Origin of the sequence: Polaromonas sp. (genome assembly GCF_030689685.1) — a bacterium.
Taxonomy (GTDB): domain Bacteria; phylum Pseudomonadota; class Gammaproteobacteria; order Burkholderiales; family Burkholderiaceae_C; genus Polaromonas.
The window spans coordinates 1-2,651 of sequence record NZ_JAUYEY010000016.1; the positions used below are offsets into that span (position 1 = coordinate 1).

Sequence of the window (2,651 nt, forward strand, 5' to 3'; positions counted from 1 at the left end):
TCATCCATCGTTGTGGCTTGCGAGATCGCTATTTGCGCAATTTCGATCGTCTCATCATCCCCGGTAACTGGACGTGCCATGACTTTCTCCATCAAGTATGATGGAGGATATTATTGCACTAATGTTGTGGAAATGGAATCAGACAACAGGTAATGCGCCTTGCGTGCAGCTTCTTCAAAAGGCAATCCCGCCGGCCGGATATTGGAGATGCAATTTCGGCTGTCATCGAGCAAGCCGACGCGTGGCATCCAGGTCAGGTAAGCACCCAGACTGTCCGGTGAGCTCAGGCCGGGGCGCTCGCCAATCAGCAACAACAGCGCCCGCGCCCCCAGCAACTGGCCGATTTCGTCGCCCACAGCCACGCGCCCCTGCCTGACGATGGCCAGCGGCGCCAGCGTCCACTGCGCAGCAGCGACATACGGCTGGAGCGCCCGCAACAGCGGTACCGCCTGTTGTGCCACCGCCAGCGCAGACAAACCATCGGCCATCACCACCGCCAGATCGAAACCAAGCGCTATCGCCGGAGCTGGCAAGGCTTTCAGGCGTCCGCGCGAGGCATCGTTCAGGCGCCTGCCCAGGTCGGGCCTTTGCAGATACTGCAAGCGGTCGCCGGCCGCGCTGTCCAGCACCAGGACCTCGCCGGCACGCGACAGACCCGCGCTTTCCATATCTTGCAGAAGTTGCGGCGCATCCAGCGCCAGGTGCACCGCGTCGCGCGCCCGCGCATGAGCCAGTTGAAACGTCAACTGCGGCTGGGTCGGGAGGCTGACGCCGGTGCGCCCCAGCGCAATACGCGCCGCCGTGAACTGGCGCAACTGCTGCCAGGGGTTGTCGGTCACCGCTGTGGACACGGGGGATGGGACAGGCTTCATGCTGCTGCTGATGCGCTTCAGGACACACGCAGCAAGGCATCGCGAAACGCCGGCGGTATCTGCCCGGCTAGCTGCGGCAGCCCATCGCCCTCGCCCGGTCTGACTATCTGGATTTTTTCCAGCCAGGCCTCGAACTCGGGCGCGGGCCGCAGACCCAGCACACGCCGCGCATACAGCGCGTCGTGAAACGAGGTGCTCTGGTAGTTGAGCATGATGTCGTCCGACCCGGGCACACCCATCACAAAGCTGCAACCCGCCACCCCCAGCAGCGTCAGCAGCACATCCATGTCGTTCTGGTCGGCCTCGGCATGGTTGGTGTAACAAACGTCGCAGCCCATGGGCAGCCCCAGCAGCTTGCCGCAGAAATGATCTTCCAGCCCGGCGCGGATGATCTGTTTGCCGTCATACAGGTATTCCGGCCCGATGAAACCGACCACACTGTTGACCAGCAGGGGCTTGAAGTGGCGCGCCACGGCATAGGCGCGCGTCTCGCAGGTCTGCTGGTCCATGCCATGGTGCGCCTGCGCCGACAAGGCACTGCCCTGGCCGGTTTCGAAATACATGACGTTGTTGCCTACGCTGCCACGGCCAAATGACAAGGCGGCGCTGTGCGCCTCGGCCAGCAGGGCCAGATCGATGCCAAAACTGCGGTTGGCTGCCTCGGTGCCGGCAATCGACTGGAACACCAGGTCCACCGGCGCGCCACGCTCGATCGCGGCCAGGGTATTGGTGACATGCGTCAGCACACACGATTGCGCCGGTATGGCATAACGCTGGATGACCTCGTCGAGCAGGCCCAGCAGACGGACAACTTGCGGCACATTGTCGGTGGCGGGGTTGATGCCGATCACCGCATCACCGCTGCCGTAAAGCAGGCCATCAAGCAGGCTGGCCGCAATGCCGGCCGCGTCGTCGGTCGGGTGGTTCGGTTGTAGCCGCGTGGACAGCCGCCCAGGCAGTCCGATGGTGTTGCGAAACGCCGTAACCACGCGGCATTTTTGTGCCACCAAAATCAAGTCCTGGTTGCGCATGAGCTTGGAGACGACCGCCGCCATCTCCGGCGTGATACCGGGCGCGACGCGGGCCAGCACAGCGCTGTCCACCCCATCACTGAGCAACCAGTTGCGAAAGTCGCCGACGGTCAGGTGGCTGATGGGTGCAAACGCAGCGGCATCGTGGCTGTCGATGATCAGCCGTGTCACCTCGTCGTCTTCATACGGCACCAACACATCGCTCAGGAAGGTGGCCAGCGGCAACTCGGCCAGCGTCATCTGCGCCACCACGCGCTCTTCGTCGGTGGCCGCCGCCACACCGGCCAACACGTCCCCGGATCGAAGCGGCGAGGCTTTCGCCAGCAAGTCTTTCAGGTCATGAAAGTGGTAGGTAGCAGTGCCGACGGTGTGACTGAAAGCAGGGACAGACATCAGTAGTGTCCGGTTAAAAGTTGAACAAAATCAATTGGTTATCGTCGAGTGGCAGTTCAATTCCGGAGTCATCGAGCTGCAAGGCGCATGAAATCTGGGTTTTCTCAAAAACCGATACCGAAAGAATCTGTAGCAATGTGTAGAGCGAGGCATCCAAGTGAAGCTCCTTCTTGACGATGGCGATGAGCACGTAGGTGCAGACGGCGCACCAGATTGATCTTGCCCCCGAAAAACGTACTCCATAGCTGATGGTCAAATTCAGACATTGGAGATTACGAAATGAGCAAGAGAAAAGACGGACAAGCCCGGGGCAAATACACCCTGGAATTCAAACTGGAGGCGGTGCGCCTGGTCA

2 protein-coding genes and 1 pseudogene are annotated in these 2,651 nt (G+C 61.3%); all 3 read right to left on the reverse strand.

The window, feature by feature from the left end; genetic code table 11:
• Positions 1 to 110: 110 nt before the first annotated feature.
• Positions 111 to 872: an ethanolamine ammonia-lyase subunit EutC gene (gene eutC / locus Q8O29_RS04275; protein WP_305560823.1), complete on the reverse strand. Its 762-nt coding sequence runs from the start codon at positions 870 to 872 to the stop codon at positions 111 to 113.
• A 17-nt stretch (positions 873 to 889) separates the two neighbouring features.
• Positions 890 to 2,296 (reverse strand): ethanolamine ammonia-lyase subunit EutB, encoded by a 1,407-nt coding sequence (locus Q8O29_RS04280; RefSeq protein ID WP_305560824.1) that lies wholly within the window; start codon positions 2,294 to 2,296, stop codon positions 890 to 892.
• A 13-nt stretch (positions 2,297 to 2,309) separates the two neighbouring features.
• Positions 2,310 to 2,510, reverse strand: a pseudogene (locus tag Q8O29_RS04285) (IS4 family transposase); the annotation flags it as partial.
• Positions 2,511 to 2,651: the final 141 nt, after the last annotated feature.

Bases quoted from the DNA above. Each gene is read 5' to 3' on its own strand.
- eutC (WP_305560823.1), bottom strand. From the start codon at position 872: ATGAAGCCTGTCCCATCCCCCGTGTCCACAGCGGTGACCGACAACCCC.
- Q8O29_RS04280 (WP_305560824.1), bottom strand. From the start codon at position 2,296: ATGTCTGTCCCTGCTTTCAGTCACACCGTCGGCACTGCTACCTACCAC.